Raw genomic sequence first — 22057 nt, 5'->3', positions numbered from 1 at the left:
AGGGCTGGGCTCCTACAACACGCATCGCAGGACATGGTTCGCCCCTTCCCGAGAGCCTCCTACGCTTTACCTTTGAACAACCTGTTGGGGTAACACAGCCAGCGCGCCGGGAACGCTTAGTTGGGGGCGCTGGTCAGGCGCATCTCGATGCGGCGGTTGCGGGCGAATTCCTCCTCGGTATCTCCCGGGGCCACGGGGTAGTGCTCGCCGAACCCTGCCGCCGCCAGGTGACGGGGGGAGACGCCGCGCGCGATCAGGTAATCGACGATACTCTGGGCGCGCGCCGTGGAGAGCTGCCAGTTGGACGGAAACTGCTCCGTGCGAATGGGCCGCCGGTCGGTATGCCCTTCCACCATCAGCACCCAGCCGATGTCGTCGGGGATGCGATCCTCCACGTCACGGATCAGGCGGGCCACCCGGTCGAGACGCTCGCGACCCTCGGGACCGATATCCGCCGAAGCGGTCTCGAAGAACAGTTCGGACTGGAACCGGAAGCGATCGCCGACGATCTGGATGTCCTCCACGTCCGCCAGCACCTCGCGCAGCCGCCCGAAGAACTCGGAGCGGTAACGGGACAGCTCCCGGACCTCTTCCGCCAGCGCGATGTTGAGGCGCTCGCCCAGATCCGCGATCTCCAGCTCCTGGGCCTCGATGATGGCCTCCCGGGCGCGCAGGGTCTCGTTGAGCAGCGCCAGCTGCCGCTCCACGGCCTCCATCTGCCGGCGCAGAGTGTCCACCCGCGCCTCGGCATCGGCGGTGAGGCGGCGCTCCTCCACCAGCGCCTGGTCCCGTTCCTCCACCAGGGCCACCAGGTCCTGGATGCGAGTCTCCCGCTCCTCGATCTCGCGCTGGGCCAGGCGCGTGACGTCCTCCTCGTCCGCCAGACGGGCCTCCAGCGCCATGCTGCGATCCCGCAGCACGGCCACGGTCTCCCGCTCGTCCTCCAGTTCCGCGGCCAGGCGCCCGACCTCGCCTTCGAGCTCCGCGCGCATGCGCCGCAGGACATCGATATCCTCCTGCAGCGAGGCGATCTCCAGTAATCGCTCCTCCAGCGTCTCCTCACGTTCGCGCAGTTCCCGCTGGGCCTCGACCAGGCTCTCCTCCAGCTGATGGCGTTCCGCCAGAGTGACCTGCAACCGGCCGGTCAGGGCGCGCACCCGGTCCTGCAACGCCTCCGCCTCGGCCTCGCGCATGGACAGGGTGTCGGCGAGCTCGGTGACCCGCTCCTGAAGCGTTTCAAGGGCGCGGTGACGCTCGAACAGCACGTCGGAGAGATAGAACTGCGCCACCACGAAAAGCATGAGCAGGAAGATGAACACCAGCACCACCGTGGCGAGCACGTCCACGAAGCCGGGCCAGATGTCGGTGGTGCGGCTGCGGCGGCGGAAGGAAGACAGCATGGCGGGAGACCCTGCCTATCCCCTGCCGGGATCGCCGGTGCGGGCCAGGGTGCGTGCCAGCAGGCGGATCTCCTCGCGAAGGACTTCGTTGAGTTCGGTGCGGTCCACGCCGAGTTCCTGGCGCATGGTGTCCAGGGTGTGGGTCAGCTGCTGCAACTGGTCCCGGATCTGCGCATCGGTGGCCGACGATGAGTCGGTGGACTCAGCCAGATTCTGCAGCACGCCCTGCAGTTCGCCCTGGGTGCGGACCATGTTCATCATAGCCTTGTGGTCACCGCGCGACTGCTCGGCCAGGGCACCCACTTCCTCGATGAGGCTCTCCAGGCGCTGCTCGGCCGCCCGGCGGTTGTCCTCGCCCCGGGCCATGACGCGCTGCAGCTTGTCCAGGCTGTCGGAGGTCTGCTCCAGAAGGGCCTGTATGTAGGCGGGCACGCTGCCCTCGCCCTCGGTGCCCAGCCCGCCGCTGGAGAGCCGCGTCTGGCCCGCCAGCCACTCCTCCAGTTCGTTGTAGAAGCGGTTCTGCGCGTGGCCCGACTGCAGGTCGATGAAGCCCAGCACCAGCGCCCCCGCCAGACCGAACAGGGAGGAACTGAACGCCGTGCCCAGCCCCGAGAGAGGCGTCTCCAGGCCCGCCTGCAGCCCCCGGAACGCGGCGGTCACGTCCTCTCCGCCCAGGTGCAGGCCCGAGATCACCGCGCTGACGCCCCCCAGTGTCTCCAGCAGACCCCAGAACGTACCCAGCAGGCCGAGAAACACCAGCAGCCCGATGATGTAGCGGGAAATGTCGCGGGATTCATCGAGACGCGACCGGATGCCGTCCAGCAGGGTGCGAAGCGACATGGTGGACAGCGTGAACTGCTCGCCGTGGCGACCCGTGAGCAGACGGGCCATGGCGCCCAGCAGGCGCGTGCGGGGCATGGCCGCGGCATCCGGCGCATCGGCACTGCGGAAGCGCTCGATCCAGCGCACCTCGGGCCCGAGGATCAGCACCTGGCGGTAGTTGATGACGAGCCCCGCAAACAGCACGGCCAGGATCATGCCGTTGAACACGGGGTTGGCCATGAAGGCCCGTGTGAGCGGTCCGTAAAGGAGGACCACCACCACGGCCACGGCCAGCAGGAACAGGGTCATCCAGACCAGGGCATTTCGCGTATTGCGCATGGGGCGCCTTCTACCATTCTCAGGGAACCATGGATCAGGGTAACTGCATTTGCGGGTCCTGATCCAGCCGAAGGAGGGGGAGAGGATGATTCAAGATTCAATATTCAAGATTCAAGGAAAGTCGGCCAGTGACCGTTTCGGTTGCCCCGCCACCCTTTGAATCTTGAATCTTGAATCTTGAATCTTGAATCTTGAATTATCATTCCCCAGCGACGGTCACCCGCTCCAGCAGCAGCGAGCCGGTGCGGATGTTGCTGTCCGTGTTGACGTCGCTGCCGACGGCGCGGATGCCCTTGAACAGATCCCTGAGGTTACCCGCCACCGTGATCTCTTCCACGGGCCACGCGATCTCGCCGTTCTCCACCCAGAAGCCCGCGGCGCCGCGGGAATAGTCGCCGGTGACCAGGTTGATGCCGTGGCCGATGAGTTCGGTGACCAGCAGGCCGGAACCCATGCTGCGCAACAGCCCGTCCAGGTCCAGGTCCCCGGGTTCGATGGTCAGGTTGTGCACCCCGCCGGCGTTGCCCGTGGTGGTCATGCCGAGCCTGCGCGCCGAGTAACTGTCCAGGACGTAGCCCTTCAGCACACCGCCGCTCACAACGTCCCGGGGTGTCGTGGCCACGCCCTCGCTGTCGAAGGGCAGGCTCCCCAGGGCGCCCTTCAGATGGGGTTGTTCGTGGATGCGCACGAACGAGGGAAAGATGTCCTGCTCCAGCGCATCCACCAGGAAGGATGCCTTGCGGTACAGGGCCCCGCCCCGCACCGCCCCGACGAAGTGCCCGATGAGGGACCGGGCCATCTCCGGCACGTAGAGTGCCGCACACTGGCGCGTGGACAGGCGCCGGCCGCCCAACCGCCGCACGGCCCGACGCGCAGCCTCAAGGCCCACCGCATCGGGGGCCTGCAGGCCGGCCGGGTCCCGTGACACGGTGTACCAGTAATCCCTCTGCATACCCTTGTCGTCCGCCGCCACCACCGAACAGCTCAGCGAGTGTCGCGTCGTCGTGTAGGCACCCAGAAAACCATGCGTGTTGCCGTAGACGACCAGGCCCCGGACCGTGTTGGCGGAGGCACCCTCGGAGTTGATGATGCGGGCATCATGGTTGCGGGCGGCCGCCTCGCAGCACTGCGCCAGCTCGATGGCCTGCTCCACGGACAGGTCCCAGGGGTGATCCAGGTCCAGGTCCGGCCAGTCGCGGGCCATGAGCGCCGGGTCGGCGAGGCCCGCGTATGGGTCCTCCGCCGTATAGCGGGCGATGCGGCAGGCCGCCTGCACGGCCTCGCGCAGCGCCTCGGGGCGCAGGTCCGAGGTGCTCGCGGTCCCCTTGCGCCGACCGAAGTAGACGGTGATGGCCACACCCTGGTCCTTGTGGTGCTCCAGTGTCTCCACTTCTCCCAGGCGCACGTTCACGGACAGCCCCAGGTCGTTGCTGGCCGCCGCCTCGGCGCTTTCCGCACCCGACTTGCGCGCCTCATCGAGCATCTGCTCGACAATGCGTTCCATGGTCTGCTGGTCCCTGGGCAATTCCTGAATGGCTGTCATGCGTCTATCCGATTTCCCGTCATGGCCGATCCCCGGCGACCCGGTGTCCCGACCGTTGTAAGATTGAGTCTGCGACTAGGAATTAAAAGCCTGACCACGAAGTACGCGAAGGGATGCGCGAAGGGCGCGAAGGAAATTCTAATAGGAAAGACCTTGCGCCCTTAGCGCATTCCTTCGCGTCCTTTGCGGTTCGCTGTTCATCCCGTCATTCGAGTTGATTCACGTAATATCTGGGAACTCCACCAGTCTCCACCCGCCGAGCCCACCATGACTGACAACGACGAATACGTCAGCCGAAGCCTCCTGAAGCGCGAGGCCGAGGAGGCCCAGCGGTTGGGTGAGCAACTGGTTGCGCTCGGGGATCCGGAGCTTGACGCACTGGACCTGCCCCAGCCACTCGTCGATGCCATCCGTGCCGCCCGCTCCATCCGCCAGCGCAGCGCCCTGCGCCGTCAGCGCCAGTACGTCGGCAAGCTGATGCGCCGCATCGATCTCGCGCCGATCCGCGCCGCACTCGCCGCGCGCGCGCACGCACGTCACGACGAGGCCCGCGCCTTCAAGGACCTGGAGGCCTGGCGCGAACGCCTGCTCACCGAAGGCGAGACCGCGCTGAAGGACTGGCTGGCCGAACATCCCGATGCCGAAACAGAAACCCTGCGCCGCCTGATCGACACCGCCCGCAACGCCCCGAACGCCCATGCCCGGAAAACCGCGTCCCGCGCCCTGTTCCGCAACCTCAGCGACCAAACCCGTAATTGAAACCCCGTCGTTGGGGTTCGCTCCGCTCACCCCAACCTACAATCCTTTCCTTGCCTCTTGCCTCTTGCCTCTTGCCTCTAGCGCCTTCATGGACTCGCCCCGTGCTTGTTCACCGCGCTGCGGTTGCCCCACCGGTCCAGATCACTGACCTGCACGCCCACCCACCAGAGGGGGCCGACGCTGTCACGGGTGTAGCCGCCCACCAGCTTCTGGCCGTCGTTCAGTTTGACGTTGGGAACGAAGGCCTCCGCGGCCTCGCGGCTGCGGAACACATGCCACTGCACCACACCGTCCCTGCCGCGTCCTTCGGGCAGCGACAGTTCACGGGACAAGAAATCCTCGTCGATCATAAGCCTCTCCAGATACTCCCTGCGTGTCCCTTGAAGATCACTTAATCCGCCGATCAACGCAAATCAATAAAACTCGAAAAGCCCGTCCGCGAAGGGCGCGAAGTTCTCTCTATCCGGATTCCCTTTGCGTCCTTCGCGCATACCTTCGCGTTCCTTCGCGGTTCACTTTTCTGTTCGCTCTATCTATGCGTCTGCCCGGTCAGGTGCTGGTGCCGCCCACGGTCAGGCCGTCGACGCGCAGGGTCGGCTGGCCGACGCCCACCGGGACGCTCTGGCCCTCCTTGCCGCAGGTGCCGACACCGTTGTCGAGCTTCAGGTCGTTGCCCACCATGGAGACGCGATTGAGCACCTCGGGGCCGTTGCCGATCAGGGTGGCGCCCTTGACCGGACGCGTGACGCGGCCGTTCTCGATGAGATAGGCCTCCGAGGCGGAGAACACGAACTTGCCGGACGTGATGTCCACCTGCCCGCCACCGAAATTGACCGCATAGAGCCCGCGCTCGACACTCTCCAGGATCTCGCCCGGATCGTGCTCACCCGCAAGCATGTAAGTGTTGGTCATGCGGGGCATGGGCAGATGGGCATAGGATTCCCGGCGGCCGTTGCCCGTGGCCGGTACACCCATGAGCCGGGCATTCAGGCGGTCCTGCATGAAGCAGCGCAGCACGCCGTTCTCGATCAGCGTGGTGCACTGGGTCGGCGTCCCCTCGTCGTCCACGTTGAGCGAGCCGCGCCGATCCGCCAGCGTGCCGTCGTCCACCACGGTCACACCCTCGGCCGCCACCTTCTGCCCGATGCGGCCACTGAAGGCGGAGGTGCCCTTGCGATTGAAATCGCCCTCGAGGCCGTGGCCGACCGCCTCGTGCAGCAGCACGCCGGGCCAGCCGGGCCCCAGCACCACGGTCAGTGTGCCCGCCGGGGCATCCACCGCCTCCAGGTTGACCAAGGCCTGGCGCACGGCGTCCCGCGCATATTCCAGGGCACGGTCCTCGTCCAGGAAGTAGCCGTAACCCACCCGGCCTCCGCCGCCCCCCTGGGCCTGTTCGCGCCGGCGGTCTTTCCCTTCCACGATGACGTTGACACCCAGGCGCACCAGCGGCCGGACATCCGCCGCCAGGGTACCGTCGGTGTTGGCCACCATGATGACCTCGTGCACACCGTTGAGGCTGACCATCACCTGGCTGACGCGCGGATCCTGGCGGCGTGCTTCCGCGTCCACCCGGTGCAGCAGGTCGATCTTGGCCCGCTCGTCCAGGGTGGCCAGCGGGTCCAGGGGCGCATAGAGCTGATGACCGATCTGGTGACGCCGAACCGCAACCGCCCCCGTGGTGTTCTGACGGGCAATGGCCCGCGCAGCGGCCGATGCCTCCAGCAGGGTGGGCATGCGAATGTCGTCCGAATAGGCGAACCCCGTCTTGTCGCCGCTGATGGCGCGCACGCCGACGCCCTGCTCGATGTTGTAGCTGCCGTCCTTGACGATGCCGTCCTCCAGGGACCAGGACTCGTGGCGGGTCAACTGAAAGTACAGGTCACCGGCGTCGATGCCAGGGCCCATGAGCCCGCCCAGCGCCCGGTCCAGATCGCCTTCGCTGAGGCCGGCGGGCTCCATGAACTGTTGCTTGGCGACCTGCAGTATGTCGGACATGCGGGGATATTCTCCGGAAATCGTTTCAATGGGACAGGACACTGTTGGAGGCCGTTTCCCGGCCTCAGGTTCAACGTGGCGTCACGGAAGCGGCAATTTAACCCGATGGAATGCCGGGTTAGCGCTGCAGGCCCTGTCCCCTCACCGCCCGCCGGGAGTGCGCCGGTGGCTCAGTGTCGGGAAGCTGCGCCGGATCGAGGCAAGGTGCTCCGGGCTGAGCGGACCCGATACCACGCCGGTGCCTTTGGGCAGCCGGTCCAGAATATGGCCCCACGGGTCCACCACCATGCTGTCGCCGTGGGTTTCGCGCCCGTTGACGTGAAACCCGCCCTGCGCCGCCGCGATCAGGTAGATCTGGTTCTCGATGGCGCGGGCGCGTATCAGGGCCTCCCAGTGGGCGCGTCCCGTGATGGCGGTGAACGCGGCGGGCAGTGCGAGCAGCTCCATGCCCTGATCAAGCATGCCTCGAAACTGCTCCGGGAACCGCAGATCGTAGCACACCGCAATGCCCAACCGGCCGAAGGGTGTGTTCACCACCACCGTGCGATCGCCGGGTGCCGTGGTCTCGGATTCGTGGTAGGACTCCCCTTCATCGGGCAGCTGCACATCGAAAAGGTGAATCTTGTCGTATCGGGCCTCGCGTTCACCAAGATCATTGAACAGCAGACTGGCCCCGAACACCCGCCCCGGATCCTCACTGGCCACGGGGATGGTGCCGCCCACCAGCCAGATGCGGTGACGCGCCGCCTGCTCCGACAGAAAGGCCTGCAGGGGACCGCGCCCGTCCTCTTCCGCCACAGCCAGCTTGTCCGCCTCGCTCATCCCCATGAGGGCAAAATTCTCCGGCAGCACCACCAGCCGGGCGCCGCCGGATGCCGCCTCGGCGATCAGCCGTGCGGCCTCGGAAAGGTTGGCCGCCACGTTGGGGCCCGAGGCCATCTGGATGGCGGCGACCGGGATGGTGTCGGGCTGGTTCTGCATGCGTTTGAAGGCCCCTTACGAGTTTGAAGGCCCCTTACGGGCGGATCACCAGTTCCAGTTCGTCGTGCACCGCCGCATCCGCCGCCACGTTCACCCGCGCGGAGGGAATGCCCAGCGCTGCCAGCCAGTCGCGCAGTTCGGCGGCCCACAGTTCACCCTGCTCGCTGTCCGGGTGCCGGATGGCAAGGCGGCGGTCCTCGTCACCCTGCAGCAGCCTGACCGCCTCACGCAGCGGTGGCATCCCGACGAGGGTCTCCGCGCTGCGGGGTCTGGACCAGGTGTCCGCCTCCAGCACGAACACCGTGTCGGCGGCCACGGGTGACAGCGCAAATGCCAGACTCAGGCAGGCAGCAAGCAACGATCTCGGAGACATGATTGCGACTATACCGACCGGGCCCGCGTTCTCCCAAGCGAATCCGACGCGCGGATCAACGGCCGGAACCGCCGTTGTCTTCGTCCGCCGCCCGCGCCTGGACCTCCACCACCGGATCGTCCCAGGTGCCGGTCACGCTGTATTCGACCCGCGCCGCCTCGTCGATGCCGCGTCCCATGCCCAGCACCCTGTCCAGGATGAACACGGCAGCGCCCGCTACGGGGCCGCCCAGCAGCGCGCCGGCCACGGGCAGCGTGCTGCCCACCCGGGGCGTGACCACGATGCGCTGGTCATGATCCCGGGCCACGATGCCGGTGCGCCCCTCGATCTCGACCGTCGCCGCCGCACCGCGGATGCGCAGATCGGGTGTGTACACGTCGCTGCCCGCGAGCCGCACCGTGCCATCCATACTGTCGAAGGCAAATCCGCGCTGGAATACGTCCCGGAAATCCAGGGCCAGGCGCCGCGGCAGCATGTTGAGGCTGAACAGGCCCAGCAGGCGGCCCGCGCCGGGGTCCACCTCCACCAGACGCCCGTTCTTTATCTCCAGCCGGCCGCTGCCCTCCAGTCCTTCCCAGGTGAAATGCGTCGGCGCATCGGGCCAGCGCAACTGCCCGTCCATCTTCCCTTCGCCGCGGTCGAAGCCGTGCTGGAACCCCAGATCGGTCAGCATGCGTCCCAGATGGGTGGTCCGGAGGTCGAAACGCAACTGGGTTTGCTGCCGGCCCCCGGATTCGCGCCAGTCGCCGGTGACCCTGATCTGGCCATGTCCCCCGGCGGTGTCGGCCTGCAGGTGGTGAACCTGCAGACCGTCGCGCATGCGCGTGGCCTCAATACGCAGGTCGGTGTAGCGCCTGCTGTCGTGGACCAGTTCCCGCACGGCACCGCGCAGTGCGGGCAGATCCCGTGGGTTGGGCCGAGGCGGTTCCTCCGCATCACCGTTCGCATCCGGCGCTGTCATGAGATCCAGGTCCGCGTGCTCGATGTTGAAGCTCAAGGGGATGGCACCGGTCAGATCCCGGGGGATGCTCAACTCTCCGCGCAGGGCGGGCGCATCCATCCAGACCTGCCAGCGTTCCCGGTCACGGGTTGCAACCACATGCACGGTCCTCAGCATGCGCCTGCCCATGGTGGCTTCGCCGATGCGCAGATCGATGCTGCTGATCCGGCCGCCGGGCGGCGGTTCTCCGGGGCGGGGCTCGTGATCTTCGGTCAGCGCCTGCCAGGCCTCCAGATCCACCCGGTCCAGGCGCCCTGCCAGGCGCAGGCCTACCTCCGGCAACATCGCATCGCCGTCGTTGAAGCGCAGTTCGCCGCGGACATCGTCTCCGTCGGGCCTGAGGGCACCCGACAGGATGGTGCTGTAACGGATGCGAATCGGCGCGGCGGTGCGTCCCAGGGGCACATCAACCCGCAACGGGACCCGTTCGTTGGCGGCCTTCGCCAGCGGCTCCGGCAGGGTGGAGGCAACACCTTCGAGCAAGGACTCCAGGCGCAGGGCCGGGTGCCCCGGCGTGTCCATGGGCACGGTCAACTCACCGGTCACGCGGGAACGGCCCTCCAGACGGGCCGCCAAGTAAGCGGGCAGATGATCGCCCAGCGCGGCCACCGGCTGCATGCCCTCGGCCCGCACCCGAAGGGGCTCGCCCCCGCGCATGCGTGCCTCCAGGACGAGATTCTCTCCGTTGAATCGGGCCCTGACCCCCTCGGCGTTCACTGTGGATTCGGTGAACGCGACACGGCCGTTCACCTGACGAAAGTCCACCGGATGGGCCTGCAGACGCAGGCGGTTGCCCTCCAGTTCCAGCGCACCGGAGACCCGCGTGGCCGCGGGCCCGCCGCCACGCCTGTGCAACGGGATTTTCAGGGACAGGTCGAGCCGGCTGTCGCCCTCGGCCCGGGTGTCATCCAGCAGGTCGTTCAACCCGCCCGCCAGCGGACTTTCCCGCACGTAGCGCAGCATCTCTGCAAGGGTGCCCGTGGCCTGTCCATCGACTTCAAGTTCGGCCGCGCGGTAATCGGCAATGCGCACCCGCGTCGGCCCGATGCGGGCATCGTAAACCCGCCCGGTGGCATCCTCCACGCGCATGCCGCGGTCGTCGAAGACCAGTTCTCCGGAGACCTCGTGAAAGGCCGGCCAGCCTTCCTGGTAATCCAGTACACCGTCCACCACCCGGGCCCGGACCTCGAACTCGCTGTCCTCATCCGCCAGCGGAAACTTGCGGAAGGGACCGCGAAAGACCAGCCGGCCGTCCACCACGCGCCCGCCCACGATGCTGCGGCTGAGCCACCGTGAGGTGTTCTCCGGCATGATGCCCACCGGCAGGTAATGGGCGACGCGGCTGCCCACGCCGTCGGCGAAGTCCACCTCCAGGTCCATGCCCGGCACGTCACCCAGGTCCAGGCCCAGGCGCGCCGTCGCGCGAATGTCGTCATTACGAAGGCGCAGGCGCTCGCCCGTCAGCCGGTAACCTTCCGCCGTGCGTGTCCATTGCACGGTGCCGTTCAACGAGGCATCCAGGGGCGCGGCAAAGAGCCGGGGCGCAGTGAAGCGCAGGTTGCGCGTGTCCAGCTCCGCCGTGCCTCCGCCCTGATAGGCGCTGAAGCGCCCGGTCAGGCCAGACGCCCCCGGGAGGTCTTCATGGGGCGACACGCCAAGCTCCCGCACAGCGCCGTGGGCGGCGATGGCCATCTCGCCCTCGTCGGGAAACCAGCCATGGAAACGCACCTGCGGCACCGCCCCGGCAGGTGCCATACCGGACAGCAGCGCCCGGTGCTCCTCCTCGAGCAGGTCCTGTGTCAGCGCCAGGGGCCACAGGGGTTCGAGGCGGACATCCTCCGCCTCTCCCCACACGCGCCGTCCCCCTTCGCCGTTACGGTAGGACAGGGAGATGCCCATGCTGGCGGCGGGTTGCCCCGGGTACTGCAGACGCAGCTGATGCAGCCTCACCTGCCAGTCGTGCGGCCCCTGCGCTTCCCAGAGACCGTCGACGGCGAGGTGCTCCAGACGCGTCGGTTCGCGGTCCTGCGCATCGGGCGCTTCCAGGCGTACGTCCGAGGCCTGGACGCGGGCCCGCACCCTGTCCGGCCGACCGGCGGCGATGCGGCTCCAGATCTCCACATCCACCACCCCCGCCTGGGCGTTGACACGCCGGGCCAGGGCGTCCTCGGGCAGCGCGTCGAGGACGATGCCCTGCCCATGAACGTACACGCTGCCCCGCCAGGTCTCCAGCGACTCGGGGTCGCCCCGCAGGTCCACGCCCACGGTCAGGTCGCGGCCAAGCTCCGGGGGCAGATAGACCTGACCGGCGAGGCGCAGGGCATCGGATTCCACCGCCACCGCCAGGTTGATGTCGTCGAAGCGGTAATCCAGGCCCAGCACCTGGTCCGTGTAGCGCAGGCGGCTGGATTCCAGGCGGAAGGTGGTGCCCGCCAGCATGTCCAGGAGGCGGGCACCGTCTTGCCCCGCAGGGACCGCCTCGGCATCCGCCACGGCTCCGGCGCCCGAGACGCTGAACCGCCCCTCGGCATCACGCAGCGTGTGCACGTCCGCCCCCAGCACGCGCACGGAATGAAATCGCAACTGACGCTGCCAGAGGCTGTGCCACAGGCGCACGCCCAGATCGAGGCGCTCCACGCGCAGCAGGGGCTCGTCCGCGTCCTCGCCGTAGATGGCCACCTGGTCCAGATGCACCCGCGGACCCAGCAGACGCCAGCGGGCATCCATGGCACCCACCTCCACCCGGTGGTCCAGCAGTTCCCCCAACTGGTGCGCCACCTGCTCCCGGTACTCCGAGGCCAGCGGCAGGGCGAGACGCAGCACCGTGACCAGCACCGCCAGCAGGATGAGCCCTCCGGCCACGAGCCAGATGAGGGCCGTCTTGGCCCTGCTGAGCACGCCATGCCAGCGCGCACCGCCGCGCGGCCGCACGCCCTGTGCCTTGCCGGGCTGATGTTTTTCGGTCTGGGTAGCGGACATGGTGGGTCGTGAATCCCCCTACAGCAGTACCACGTCGAACTGCTCCTGCGTGTAGAGGCTTTCAACCTGGAAACGGATGGGGATGCCGATGAACTCCTGCAGCTGGGCCACGCTGGCGGACTCCTCGTCCAGCAGCAGATCCACCACCGTCTGGGAGGCCAGCACCAGCAATTCCCGGGCGTCGAACTGGCGCGCCTCGCGCATGATCTCGCGGAACATCTCGTAGCACACGGTTTCGGCGGACTTCAGATAGCCCCGCCCGGAACAGGTTGGACAGGGTTCGCACAACAGTCGTTCCAGGCTTTCCCGGGTGCGCTTGCGCGTCATCTCCACCAGCCCCAGCGGCGAGACCTCGCAAAGCTGGCTCTTGGCATGGTCCTTCTCCAGGGCCTTCTCCAGGGCACGAAACACCTGGCGCTTGTGCTCCTCCTGGGTCATGTCGATGAAATCGATGATGATGATGCCGCCGAGGTTGCGCAGCCGCAGCTGGCGCACAATGGCCTGGGCAGCTTCCAGGTTGGTCTTGAAGATGGTCTCCTCCAGGTTGCGATGCCCGACGAAACCACCGGTGTTGATGTCGATGGTGGTCATGGCTTCGGTCTGGTCGAATATCAGGTAGCCGCCGGACTTGAGCTCCACCTTGCGCTCAAGTGCCTTCTGGATCTCGTCCTCCACGTTGTACAGGTCGAAGATGGGGCGTTCGCCCGGGTAATGCTCGATGCGGGGCACCAGTTCGGGCACGTAGATCTCGGCGAACTCCAGGACCTTCTGAATCGTCTCGCGCGAATCAATGCGGATCTTCTCCAGCTCCACGCCCACCATGTCACGCAGGACCCGGATTGCCAGCGGCAGGTCCATGTACACCTCGGACCCGGAAGCGACGGATCCGGCCCGCTCACTGATGGAGTGCCAGAGCTTGTGCAGGAAGTCCACGTCGTTGCGTATGGCCTCCTCGCTGGCCACGTCCGCGGCGGTACGCACGATGAAGCCGTGGCCCTGTCCCTTCTCCGCCAGCAGCCCTTCCATGAGCCCCTTGAGCCGGGTGCGGTCGTTGTCGTCCTCGATACGCGTGGAGACGCCCACCGTCGGGTTGTTCGGCATCAGCACCAGGTAACGGGAGGGCACGGTGATGTAGGTGGTCAGCCGCGCACCCTTGCTGCCGATGGGGTCCTTGATGACCTGCACCAGGATCTCCTGCCCCTCGCGCAGCAGCCGCTGGATGGGTTCGGTGGGCTTGTGATCGCCGTTGGGCAGTTCCTCGCGCTCCACCGGCGCCACGTCGGAGGCGTGCAGAAAGGCGGCCCGTTCCAGCCCGATGTCCACGAACGCGGCGTCCATCCCGGGCAGCACGCGGCTGACACGTCCCTTGTAGATATTGCCCACCAGTCCCCGGCGGCGGGCACGCTCCATGTTCAGTTCCACCAGGACGCCGTTCTCCACCAGGGCCACACGGGTCTCCTGGGGCGTCACGTTCATCAGGATCTCGGTACCCATCATCGCTCGCGGCTTCCCGTCGCCTCGTTCACCGCCGGCCTCCGTGGGCCACGCCGAATCCGTCGAGTAATTGTCCGGTCTCATAAAGAGGCAACCCCACCACGCCAGAATAACTTCCTTCGATGTGCTCGACGAACAACGCGCCAAGCCCCTGAATCGCGTATGCACCTGCCTTGTCCGCGGGCTCGCCGCTGTCCCAGTATGCACTGATCTCCCGACCGGTCAGGGTACGAACCCTGACGCGGGTTTCCGACAGCCTCACCGCCTCACGCGCGCCATGCACCAGTGCCACGGCGGAAAACACCTGATGCGTGTTTCCGGAGAGACGCCCCAGCATGTGCAGCGCATCCTCCCGCCCGGCCGGCTTCCCCAGTATGGACCCGTCGAGGCTGACCACGGTATCGGCCCCCAGCACCGGCAATCCGCTGCTCTGGGCCATCCATCCGGCACGTGCCTTTTGCAGCGCCATGCGCCCCGCAAACGCCGCCGGCGCCTCGCCCGGATGGGGCGTCTCGTCCACATCCACCGCATGCACGCGAAACTCGACGCCGATCTGTTGCAGCAGTTCACGCCGGCGCGGGGAAGAGGAGGCCAGTATCAACATAGGGCTGGAATGATGAATAGGGGCTGAACCAACTCAAGGATGAAGGTTGAAGGACGAAGGATGAATCAAGACCCGCGGGTCCATTGTACCTTCATCCTTCATCCTTCAACCTTCCCAATCACTCCCTGTGATACGGATGCCCCCTCAACAGGCTCCATGCCCGATAGAGCTGCTCGGCGACGATCACGCGCACCAGGGGATGGGGGAACGTGAGCGGGGAGAGGGACCAGACGAGGTCGGCGCGGGCGCGGGCGGCGTCGGTCAGTCCCTCCGGACCGCCCACGAGCAGCGCCACGTCGCGGCCCGAATGCATCCACTGGTCCAGCTGCCGTGCCAGTTCCGCGGTGGAAAAGGAACGGCCCTTCTCGTCCAGGGCCACCACGAGACAGCCGTCCGGGACGGACGCCAGCATGCGTTCGCCCTCCTCACGGGCGATGCGCGACAGGTCGGCCTTCTTTCCCCGCCGCTGCGCCGGTATCTCCCTGAGCATCAGGCTGCATTCACCGGTCAGCCGCCCGGCGTAATCACCATAGGCCTGCGCCACCCACGCCGGCATTCGCTCTCCCACGGCGACGAGATGGATGCGCATGCATTAACCGATATGGCTCACCGGGATCGCGGCATCAGCCGCGCAGGCGCCTGACCTTGCTCACCGGCTCGGAGGCCTCGGCGGCCGTGGCGTCGGTGAGCCAGAGCTTCTCCAGGTTGTAGAAATCCCGCACACGGGGCAGCATCACGTGCACCACCACGTCGTTGAGATCCACCAGCACCCACTCGTTGTCACGCTCGCCCTCGGTGCCCAGCGGCATGACACCGGCCTCCTTGGCCCTGGCAATGACGCTCTCGGCCAGTGCCTTGACGTGGCGGTCGGAGGAGCCGCTGGCGATCACCATCATGTCCGTGATGGCGGTCTTGCCGCGTACGTCGATGGCGCGGATGTCCTGTCCCTTGAGGTCCTCCAGCGCCGATATCACCAACTCCGTGAGTGCTTCAGTCTGCATGTCTACCCCGTGTATGCATGGCGGTTTCAGGCAAAACGCGCGGACCGGTCGCCGGGATGGTCCGCGTAAAGGCCCTGCAGGCGAATGTACTCGAGCACGCTGTCCGGCAGGAGATAACGCGGGCTTTCGCCCCTGCGCAGCATGGCCCGGATCGCGGTAGCCGATATGTCCAGCTGGGTCACGGAGCGAAAGAACACGGCCCCGGCAGGCGTGTCGCGCAGTATCGCCGGATCCTCCGTCGCCGCCTCACTGATCCAGTCTTCCGGGTCGCGCAGGGGACTGCCGGGCCGGTGCGCCACCACCACGTGCGCAAGCCCGAGAATGTCCTGCCACCGATGCCAGGACCTGAACCCGCCGAACGCATCCATGCCCATCATCAGGCACAGGGGCCGTTGATCGCCCACTTCGGCGCGCAGACTCTCCAGCGTATCGACACTGTAGGACGGACCCTCGCGTTCCAGTTCGCGCCGGTCCACCATGAACCCCGGCTGACCCTGCACCGCGCGCTCCACCATGGCCAGGCGATGCGCTGCGGACACCGCCGGCGCGCCCCGGTGGGGCGGGATGCGGCACGGCATGAACCGCACCTCGTCTGCGCCGAGACATTCCATGATTTCCAGCGCCGGACGAAGATGCCCGAAATGGACCGGATCGAACGTGCCGCCAAGGATGAGGATCATGAGGGCAGGGACAAGGGACAAGGTACAAGGGCAAAGGCACTCCCCTTGTACCTTGTCCCTTGTCCCTTGTACCTGCTATTCCCGTACATGCCCGTCGCCGAGGACGATGTACTTGAGTGTCGTGAGGCCTTCAAGGCCCACCGGCCCCCTTGCATGCAGCTTGTCGGTGCTGATGCCGATCTCGGCGCCGAGGCCGTACTCGAAGCCGTCGGCGAAGCGGGTGGAGGCATTCACCATCACGGAACTGGAATCCACCTCGCGCAGGAAACGCCGGGCGCGGCCGTAGTCCTCCGTAACGATGCTGTCGGTGTGGTGCGATCCGTAGGTGTTGATGTGCTCGATGGCGGCGTCCAGCCCGTCCACCACGCGAATCGCAAGCACGGGCGCAAGGTACTCCTCCGTCCAGTCCTGTTCCGTGGCCTCCGCGATGCCCGAAACGATGGCGCGCGTGGACTCGCAACCACGCAACTCCACGCCCTTCTCCACGAAGGCATCGGCCAGGACGGGAAGCATTTCCGCCGCCACGTGGCGGGACACCAGCAGCGTCTCCATGGTATTGCAGGTACCGTAACGCTGGGTCTTGGCATTGACGGCCACCTTGAGCGCCTTCCCGGGATCGGCGCCGTCGTCCACGTACACGTGACAGACGCCATCCAGGTGCTTGATCACCGGAATGAGCGATTCCTCGCTGACGCGGGCGATCAGCCCCTTGCCGCCGCGCGGCACAATGACGTCCACGTGCTCCTTCATGCGCAACAGCGCACCGACCGCGGCCCGGTCGGTGGTGCCCACCACCTGCACCGCGTCGCCGGGGAGTCCCGCCTGCTCGAGGCCCGCCCGGATACCATCGGCCAGCGCGCGGTTTGAATGAAACGCCTCGGATCCGCCGCGCAGGATGCAGGCGTTGCCGGACTTGAGGCACAGGCCGGCCGCATCGACGGTCACGTTGGGACGGGACTCGTAGATGATGCCGATCACGCCGAGCGGCACGCGCATGCGCCCCACCTGGATGCCGCTGGGCCGATAGTTGAGATCCGAGATGGCGCCGACCGGATCGGGCAGTGCCGCGATCTGCCGCAGCCCCTCGGCCATGACCGCGATGCGCTCCGGCGTGAAGGCCAGGCGGTCCAGCAGCGCCGCTTCCAGGCCGTTCTGCTCGCCCGCCTCCAGGTCCTTGCGGTTCTCCGCGGTGAGGGCATCGGCACGATCCTCGATGATCTGTGCGATGGCCAGCAGGGCCGCATTCTTGACGCCGGTGTCCGCCCGGGCGAGCGCGCGGGAGGCCACGCGGGCGCGCCGCCCCGTCTCCTGCATCTGCCCTTCGATCTCGCCCGCCTTGTTCTCAACCACTGCGTTCATTGCACTTCGTCATCCGGTTTCATCAGATAGTACGCTACCCGTTTTCCTTACTCACAAGGCCCGAACCCTCTGTGTCCTCTGTGACCTCTGTGGCAGAACATTCTTGCCACAGAGGTCACAGAGGACACAGAGAAAACGAGCTAGCCCGCATATCTCACCGGGATCGCGGGAGCAGGCGACGGATTCGCGTCAGTAGGCGCNNCCTGAACCGCGATAGGACTCCGGCGAGAACAGACTGTCATGCTGAGGTTGGCGACCATTTCAACGTATTCCGTTTATGTTTCAGCCTGTTGCACACCAGCCGGTGTCCGACCGGTGAGATATGCGGGCTAGGCCACGTTCCGGGAAGCCCTGAACAGCGGGTGCCCCGCCATGCCTGATATCAATTGTAACAACTCGTCCCACGCGCTGCCCGGCGCCTGGCCCTTCACCACCCGGTCGATTCGGGCGCAGGAGGCCAGCAGCTGCCGCCAAGCCGCCGCCGGATGGCGCGACAGGGCCTTCCTCAGCAGGGGCTGGCGCTTCGCCCAGACCCCCTTCATGGCCTGCGCCGCGGATGCGCCGGACTCCATCTGCTCCGAGACGGTGGCCAGCTGCCGAACCTCCCGGCTGAGCGCCCAGAGCACCAGCACGGCATCCACTCCTTCACCGCGCAGGCCGTTGAGCACGTGGACCGCCCGCGCCATGTCACCGGCAAGTGCCGCGTCGGCCAGATCGAATACGGTGTAGCGGGCGGCATCGGAAACCGCCTCCAGCACGCCCTGCTCGTCCAGGGGGCCGCTGCCGCGCAACAGGACCAGCTTCTCCACTTCCTGGGCCGCGGCCAGCAGATTGCCCTCCACCCGATCGGCGAGCAGGCGCACGGCCCCTTCGTCCGGCTGAAGACCGCGGGTGCGCAGGCGCCGCGCAATCCAGCCGACGGTCTCGGACAGCGTCAGGGGCCAGACCTGGACCATCACGCCGCACTGCTCCAGGGCCTTGACCCATTTGCTGTTGCGCGCGCTCCCGTCCAGTTTCCCGGTGTGCACCAGGAGCACGGTGTCCTCGGCGGGTCGCGCGGCGTAATCCTCCAGGACCTTTGCCCCCTGGGTGCCCGGCTTGCCCGTAGGCATGCGAACCTCCAGCACTCGCCGCTCGGCAAACAGCGACAGGCTGTCCGATGCCGCCGCCAGCTGCCCCCAGTCGAAGCCCTTCTCGACGGTGAACACCTCGCGCTCGGTATACCCCTGCGCGCGCGCCGCGGCACGCACCGCATCCCCCGCCTCCATGAGCTGCAACGGCTCATCCCCCGTGAACAGATACACGGGCGCCAACTCCTTCTCCAGGTAACGTGCCAGTTGGTCGGGTTTCAGTCGCATGGGATTGAATGGACAGGATGAACAGGATTTTTCTGGATGAACAGGATAAACGCAATTGAAGATACAAAGATCCGGATTGAGCACAAGCGATCGCGTAGAGGTGATCCGTTCGTGCTTTTCATCTACAGTCCCTTATCCTGTCAATCCAGAAAAATCCTGTTAATCCTGTCCATTCCTCTTGACCGGCGACGCCGCCTGCAGGCGGAACATCACAAGCTGGGCCAGGTCGCGGTGCATGGATTCGCGCAGGGTTTCTTCGCGCTCGCGCTGGCTGAGGGCCTGGATGGGGTCGTGGACGTACTCGCGCGTGACGGTGAGCGTCACGGGCTCCACCGCCCAGTCGTTGTCGCGGCCGCGCACCTCGTATTCCAGGACCAGGTAGAGCTCATACTCGCTCACGCGGGCATCACCGCCCACCGACAACACCCGGCGCCCGGTGGACAACCTGCGCACCCGTAGTTCCGCCGTGGCCTCTTCCCGGGTGTCGACCACCGTTACACCGGACGCGTCAAGCAGGATGGACAGTTCGCGGGCCAGGTCGTGCCCGGGGCTCACACCCGTGATGTAGGTGCGCTCCATCTGCGGCGGCAATTCGGCCGGCCCGCGAAGGTTGAAGCCGCACGAAGCAAGGAGCAGAGACAAGATACAAGAGGCAAGATACAAGTAGATGTGAGCCGCCTTGCGGCGGCCGGTTTTCTTGTCTCTTGTCTCTTGCATCTTGTCTCTTACTTTACAACTACATTTACGAGTCGGCCCGGCACGACGATCATCTTCGCCACCGTCCTGCCCTCGATATGCCGGCGCACGTTCTCGTCGGCGATGGCGGCTTCCTCGATGGCGGGCCGGTCCGCGCCGGCGGCAACGCGTATCTGGCCGCGCAGCTTGCCGTTGACCTGAACGACCAGTTCGATGGTGTCGCTCTCCAGCGCCGCTTCGTCCACGTCTGGCCAGCGCGCGTCCACCACCGCGTCGTCATGGCCCAGCGCCTTCCAAAGCGCATGGGTGATGTGGGGCACGATAGGTGAGAGCATCAGCACCGTGATCTCCAGGGCCTCCTGCATCACGGCCCGGCCCTGCCCGCTGCCGTCGTCGAAGCGCGACAGTTCGTTCATGAGTTCCATGCAGGCGGCGATGGCCGTGTTGAAGGTATAGCGCCGGCCGATGTCGTCGCTCACCTTGGCCAGTGTCTGGTGCAGCTTGCGGCGCAGGGCCTGCTGGCGCTCGTCCAGGGATCCCGTGTCGATTGCTTCGGCGGGTCCGCCCCGCACGTGTTCGTGGACCTGCTTCCAGAGCCGGCGCAGGAAGCGGTGCGCCCCTTCCACCGCCGAGTCCGACCACTCCAGGGAGAGTTCCGGCGGCGAGGCGAACATCATGAACAGGCGCACCGTATCCGCCCCGTAGCGTTCGATGAGCGCCTCCGGATCGACGGTGTTGCCCTTGGACTTGGACATCTTGGCGCCGTCCTTGAGCACCATCCCCTGGGTGAGCAGACGGGTGAAGGGTTCATCACCCTGCACCAGCCCCTCGTCGCGCATGAGCTTGTGAAAGAAACGGGCGTACAGCAGATGAAGCACCGCATGCTCGATGCCGCCGATGTACTGATCCACCGGCAGCCAGTGGCCGGCGCGTTCATCGAGCATGGCGTTGTCCGCATCGGGACAGGCATAGCGCGCGTAGTACCAGGAGGATTCGAAGAAGGTGTCGAAGGTGTCCGTCTCGCGCTCCGCCGCCCCGCCACACTCGGGACAGGCGACGTCGATGAACTCGCGCATCTTCTTCAACGGCGAACCCACGCCGTCGAACGCCACATCCTCCGGCAGCACGACAGGCAGATCCTTTTCCGGCACCGGCAGCGCGCCGCACTTCGGACAGTTGATCACCGGGATCGGACAGCCCCAGTAGCGCTGACGCGATACGCCCCAGTCGCGCAGCCGGTAGTTCACGCGCCGACGCCCCTTGCCTGCCTGTTCCAGGAAATCGGCAATGGCGTCGAAGGCCGCTTCGGACGACAGGCCGTTGAACTGCGCCGACTCCACCAGCACGCCCGGTTCGGTGAACGCGGCCTGCGTCAGGTCCACCTCCACGCCGTCATCGGCGGGGATGATGACCTGTCGCACGGGCAGGCCGTACTGCCTGGCGAATTCCCAGTCGCGCTGGTCGTGGGCGGGCACGGCCATTACGGCGCCCGTGCCGTACTCCATGAGCACGAAGTTGGCCACCCACACCGGCACGGCCTCGCCGGTGACGGGGTGCACGGCGCGCAGGCCGGTGTCCATGCCCTGCTTCTCCAGCGTCGCCATGTCCGCCTCGGAGACCTTCGTATGGCGACACTGTTCGATGAAGGCGGCCAGTTCCGGGTTGTCGGCGGCCGCCTTGGCCGCAAGGGGATGCTCCGGGGCCAGCCCCATGTAGCTGACCCCCATGAGGGTGTCCGGGCGCGTGGTGTAGACCGTGAGCGGTGCCTCGCCCGGCACGGCGAACTCCAGTTCCACGCCCTCGGAGCGCCCGATCCAGTTGCGCTGCATGGTGCGCACCTGGTCCGGCCAGCCGTCGAGCCCGTCCAGGCCTGTGAGCAGTTCCTCGGCGTAGTCGGTGATGCGCAGGAACCACTGGGGGATCTCCCGGCGCTCCACCGGGGCGCCGGAGCGCCAGCCCTTGCCGTCGATGACCTGCTCGTTGGCAAGCACCGTCTGGTCCACCGGGTCCCAGTTCACCATGGCCGTCTTCTTGTAGGCCAGGCCCTTGTTCATGAGCCGTGTGAACAGCCACTGTTCCCAGCGGTAATAATCCGGGTGACAGGTGGCCAGCTCCCGTTGCCAGTCATAGCCGAAGCCCAGGCGCTTGAGCTGTGCGCGCATGTAGCCAATGTTCTCGTAGGTCCAGCTGGCCGGGGGCACGCCGTGCTTGATGGCGGCGTTCTCGGCGGGCAACCCGAAGGCGTCCCAGCCCATGGGCTGGAGCACGTTGCGCCCCTGCATGCGCTGGTAACGGGCGATCACGTCCCCGATGGTGTAATTGCGCACATGGCCCATGTGCAGGCGCCCGGACGGGTACGGAAACATGGAGAGGCAGTAGAAGGGTTCCCCCGGTGCGTCCTCCCTGGCACGAAAGGTGTTATTCCGTTCCCACCATTCGATGGCTTGTGTCTCGACGGATTCGGGTTCGTAATGTTCTTGCATGGGCCGGTCGTCCGGACTTCTAAGAGAGTGGCGGGAAGGCCTCACGACCTGCCCGGGGCAATGGATCAGGATACCAGTGGCCCGACAGACCCCACAACCGCGCGCAACCGGTGTCCAAAAAAAGGAACTCTGTTGCTGTCGATCATGGTTCCACAGGCTAAACTTCTGTTTAGCTAGGAGCCTGTCGGACT

18 protein-coding genes are annotated in these 22057 nt (G+C 66.5%); 1 reads left to right on the top strand and 17 read right to left on the bottom strand.

Annotated elements, in window-relative coordinates:
* Window positions 1-116: 116 nt before the first annotated feature.
* The 3 genes from B1C78_RS05845 to pmbA form a co-directional block, all read right to left on the bottom strand.
* Window positions 117-1400, bottom strand: coding sequence for a peptidoglycan-binding protein (locus B1C78_RS05845; protein ID WP_077278219.1), 1284 nt, complete (start codon window positions 1398-1400; stop codon window positions 117-119).
* A 15-nt stretch (window positions 1401-1415) separates the two neighbouring features.
* Window positions 1416-2561: a flagellar motor protein MotA gene (locus B1C78_RS05840; RefSeq protein WP_077278218.1), complete on the bottom strand. Its 1146-nt coding sequence runs from the start codon at window positions 2559-2561 to the stop codon at window positions 1416-1418.
* Window positions 2562-2760: 199 nt separating this feature from the next.
* A complete protein-coding gene (gene pmbA / locus B1C78_RS05835) occupies window positions 2761-4104 on the bottom strand; it encodes a metalloprotease PmbA (RefSeq protein WP_077278217.1) in 1344 nt (447 codons plus the stop codon).
* A 267-nt stretch (window positions 4105-4371) separates the two neighbouring features.
* On the opposite strand from pmbA, the gene yjgA reads away from it, so the two are divergent.
* A complete protein-coding gene (gene yjgA / locus B1C78_RS05830; RefSeq protein ID WP_077278216.1) occupies window positions 4372-4863 on the top strand; it encodes a ribosome biogenesis factor YjgA in 492 nt (163 codons plus the stop codon).
* Window positions 4864-4949: 86 nt separating this feature from the next.
* On the opposite strand, the gene B1C78_RS05825 is transcribed toward yjgA, so the two are convergent.
* From B1C78_RS05825 to leuS, 14 genes are all read right to left on the bottom strand, one after another.
* A complete protein-coding gene (locus tag B1C78_RS05825) occupies window positions 4950-5213 on the bottom strand; it encodes a hypothetical protein (RefSeq protein ID WP_077278215.1) in 264 nt (87 codons plus the stop codon).
* 199 nt (window positions 5214-5412) lie between these two features.
* Window positions 5413-6858, bottom strand: a complete 1446-nt coding sequence (gene tldD, locus B1C78_RS05820; RefSeq protein WP_077278214.1) for a metalloprotease TldD — start codon at window positions 6856-6858, stop codon at window positions 5413-5415.
* Between the two features lie 141 nt (window positions 6859-6999).
* Complete coding sequence (locus tag B1C78_RS05815; protein WP_077278213.1) at window positions 7000-7839, bottom strand: carbon-nitrogen hydrolase family protein; 840 nt, start codon at window positions 7837-7839, stop codon at window positions 7000-7002.
* A gap of 34 nt (window positions 7840-7873) precedes the next feature.
* Entirely contained in the window at window positions 7874-8212 is a 339-nt protein-coding gene (locus tag B1C78_RS05810; RefSeq protein ID WP_077278212.1) for a hypothetical protein, read from the bottom strand.
* A gap of 55 nt (window positions 8213-8267) precedes the next feature.
* A complete protein-coding gene (locus B1C78_RS05805) occupies window positions 8268-12191 on the bottom strand; it encodes a YhdP family protein (RefSeq protein WP_077278211.1) in 3924 nt (1307 codons plus the stop codon).
* An 18-nt stretch (window positions 12192-12209) separates the two neighbouring features.
* Entirely contained in the window at window positions 12210-13688 is a 1479-nt protein-coding gene (gene rng / locus B1C78_RS05800) for a ribonuclease G (protein ID WP_077278210.1), read from the bottom strand.
* Window positions 13689-13713: 25 nt separating this feature from the next.
* Window positions 13714-14289 carry a Maf family protein gene (locus B1C78_RS05795; protein ID WP_077278209.1) on the bottom strand — a complete coding sequence of 192 codons (576 nt, stop codon included), beginning with the start codon at window positions 14287-14289 and terminating at the stop codon, window positions 13714-13716.
* Between the two features lie 118 nt (window positions 14290-14407).
* On the bottom strand, window positions 14408-14878 hold the full coding sequence (gene rlmH, locus B1C78_RS05790; RefSeq protein WP_077278208.1) for a 23S rRNA (pseudouridine(1915)-N(3))-methyltransferase RlmH: 471 nt from the start codon (window positions 14876-14878) through the stop codon (window positions 14408-14410).
* Window positions 14879-14912: 34 nt separating this feature from the next.
* Window positions 14913-15290, bottom strand: a complete 378-nt coding sequence (rsfS, locus tag B1C78_RS05785) for a ribosome silencing factor (protein ID WP_077278207.1) — start codon at window positions 15288-15290, stop codon at window positions 14913-14915.
* 26 nt (window positions 15291-15316) lie between these two features.
* Entirely contained in the window at window positions 15317-15970 is a 654-nt protein-coding gene (gene nadD / locus B1C78_RS05780; RefSeq protein WP_077278206.1) for a nicotinate-nucleotide adenylyltransferase, read from the bottom strand.
* Window positions 15971-16045: 75 nt separating this feature from the next.
* On the bottom strand, window positions 16046-17329 hold the full coding sequence (locus tag B1C78_RS05775) for a glutamate-5-semialdehyde dehydrogenase (protein ID WP_077278205.1): 1284 nt from the start codon (window positions 17327-17329) through the stop codon (window positions 16046-16048).
* 329 nt (window positions 17330-17658) lie between these two features.
* Window positions 17659-18687 (bottom strand): DNA polymerase III subunit delta, encoded by a 1029-nt coding sequence (gene holA / locus B1C78_RS05770; protein ID WP_077278204.1) that lies wholly within the window; start codon window positions 18685-18687, stop codon window positions 17659-17661.
* A 159-nt stretch (window positions 18688-18846) separates the two neighbouring features.
* Entirely contained in the window at window positions 18847-19266 is a 420-nt protein-coding gene (locus B1C78_RS05765) for an LPS-assembly lipoprotein LptE (protein WP_175628241.1), read from the bottom strand.
* 146 nt (window positions 19267-19412) lie between these two features.
* Window positions 19413-21866, bottom strand: a complete 2454-nt coding sequence (gene leuS, locus B1C78_RS05760; protein ID WP_077278202.1) for a leucine--tRNA ligase — start codon at window positions 21864-21866, stop codon at window positions 19413-19415.
* Window positions 21867-22057: the final 191 nt, after the last annotated feature.

It is taken from the genome of Thioalkalivibrio denitrificans (assembly GCF_002000365.1).
Lineage (GTDB): Bacteria > Pseudomonadota > Gammaproteobacteria > Ectothiorhodospirales > Ectothiorhodospiraceae > Thioalkalivibrio_A > Thioalkalivibrio_A denitrificans.
This window is presented reverse-complemented; position numbering and strand designations above follow the sequence as displayed.

Excerpts from the sequence above, each read along its gene's own strand:
- B1C78_RS05845 (WP_077278219.1), bottom strand. The coding sequence starts at position 1,400 with ATGCTGTCTTCCTTCCGCCGCCGCAGCCGCACCACCGACATCTGGCCC.
- B1C78_RS05840 (WP_077278218.1), bottom strand. The coding sequence starts at position 2,561 with ATGCGCAATACGCGAAATGCCCTGGTCTGGATGACCCTGTTCCTGCTG.
- pmbA (WP_077278217.1), bottom strand. The coding sequence starts at position 4,104 with ATGACAGCCATTCAGGAATTGCCCAGGGACCAGCAGACCATGGAACGC.
- yjgA (WP_077278216.1), top strand. The coding sequence starts at position 4,372 with ATGACTGACAACGACGAATACGTCAGCCGAAGCCTCCTGAAGCGCGAG.
- B1C78_RS05825 (WP_077278215.1), bottom strand. The coding sequence starts at position 5,213 with ATGATCGACGAGGATTTCTTGTCCCGTGAACTGTCGCTGCCCGAAGGA.
- tldD (WP_077278214.1), bottom strand. The coding sequence starts at position 6,858 with ATGTCCGACATACTGCAGGTCGCCAAGCAACAGTTCATGGAGCCCGCC.
- B1C78_RS05815 (WP_077278213.1), bottom strand. The coding sequence starts at position 7,839 with ATGCAGAACCAGCCCGACACCATCCCGGTCGCCGCCATCCAGATGGCC.
- B1C78_RS05810 (WP_077278212.1), bottom strand. The coding sequence starts at position 8,212 with ATGTCTCCGAGATCGTTGCTTGCTGCCTGCCTGAGTCTGGCATTTGCG.
- B1C78_RS05805 (WP_077278211.1), bottom strand. The coding sequence starts at position 12,191 with ATGTCCGCTACCCAGACCGAAAAACATCAGCCCGGCAAGGCACAGGGC.
- rng (WP_077278210.1), bottom strand. The coding sequence starts at position 13,688 with ATGATGGGTACCGAGATCCTGATGAACGTGACGCCCCAGGAGACCCGT.
- B1C78_RS05795 (WP_077278209.1), bottom strand. The coding sequence starts at position 14,289 with ATGTTGATACTGGCCTCCTCTTCCCCGCGCCGGCGTGAACTGCTGCAA.
- rlmH (WP_077278208.1), bottom strand. The coding sequence starts at position 14,878 with ATGCGCATCCATCTCGTCGCCGTGGGAGAGCGAATGCCGGCGTGGGTG.
- rsfS (WP_077278207.1), bottom strand. The coding sequence starts at position 15,290 with ATGCAGACTGAAGCACTCACGGAGTTGGTGATATCGGCGCTGGAGGAC.
- nadD (WP_077278206.1), bottom strand. The coding sequence starts at position 15,970 with ATGATCCTCATCCTTGGCGGCACGTTCGATCCGGTCCATTTCGGGCAT.
- B1C78_RS05775 (WP_077278205.1), bottom strand. The coding sequence starts at position 17,329 with ATGAACGCAGTGGTTGAGAACAAGGCGGGCGAGATCGAAGGGCAGATG.
- holA (WP_077278204.1), bottom strand. The coding sequence starts at position 18,687 with ATGCGACTGAAACCCGACCAACTGGCACGTTACCTGGAGAAGGAGTTG.
- B1C78_RS05765 (WP_175628241.1), bottom strand. The coding sequence starts at position 19,266 with ATGGAGCGCACCTACATCACGGGTGTGAGCCCCGGGCACGACCTGGCC.
- leuS (WP_077278202.1), bottom strand. The coding sequence starts at position 21,866 with ATGCAAGAACATTACGAACCCGAATCCGTCGAGACACAAGCCATCGAA.